Raw genomic sequence first — 912 nt, forward strand, 5'->3', positions numbered from 1 at the left:
TCCCCGGGCGGGGCGACGACGACGGCCCCGCCGGACACCAGCGGCACCCACAGCTCGTACTGGGAGGTGTCGAAGGAGTACGGGGAGTGCAGCAGGACGCGCTCCTGGTTGCCGGTGCGCCAGCACCGGTCGGCGGCCAGCGCGGAGACGTCGCCGTGGGTGATGGCCACGCCCTTGGGCCGGCCGGTGGAGCCGGAGGTGTACATCACGTACGCCAGCTGGTGCGGGTGGGCGGGCACGGCGGGCAGCGGCCGGCGCTCCGCGTCGCCGCCGTCGTCCACGACGACGACCTCGGCGTGCGGCGCCCAGGAGGCGCAGGCGTGCCCGGCGTCGGTGGCGCGGTCGGTGAGGACGACGCGGGCGCCGACGTCCTCGGTGATCAGGGCCATCCGGGAGGCCGGGTAGCGGGTGTTGAGCGGCACGTAGTAGCCGCCGGCCCGCAGGACCGCCAGCAGGGAGACGACCAGGTCGGCGGAGCGTTCCTGGAGCACGACGACGGCGCTTTCGGGTCCGACGCCGGCGTCGGCGAGCCGGCGGGCGAGCCGCCCGGAGCGCGCGTCGAGTTCGGCGTAGGTGAGGTGGGCGCCGTCGGCGCCGGTCACGGCGACCGCGTCGGGGGTACGCCGGGCCTGGGCCGCGAACTGCTCGGCGAGCCCGCTGCCGGGCACCGGCCGGGCGGTGTCGTTCCAGGCGGCCAGGCGGGCGCGCTCGGTGTCGTCCAGCAGGTCGTGGGCGCCGATCGGCAGCGCGGGGGCGGCGACGGCCGCCCGGAGCAGCGTCAGCAGGCGCCGCACCAGGGACTCGGCGGTGGACCGGTCGTACAGCGCGACGTCGTACTCCAGGTCGCCGTCGATGCCGGCGTATCCGTCCCGGCCGTCGCGGTGCTCGACCATGTTGAACGTCAGGTCGATC

At 76.2% G+C, this 912-nt stretch carries 1 protein-coding gene; it reads right to left on the reverse strand.

What is annotated here, in order from left to right:
* On the reverse strand, positions 1-893 hold an 893-nt coding region (locus LPA54_RS33105; RefSeq protein ID WP_228984440.1), incomplete at its 3' end, for an AMP-binding protein.
* Positions 894-912 lie beyond the last annotated feature (19 nt).

It is taken from the genome of Streptomyces sp. DH12 (assembly GCF_020873895.1).
GTDB lineage: Bacteria > Actinomycetota > Actinomycetes > Streptomycetales > Streptomycetaceae > Streptomyces.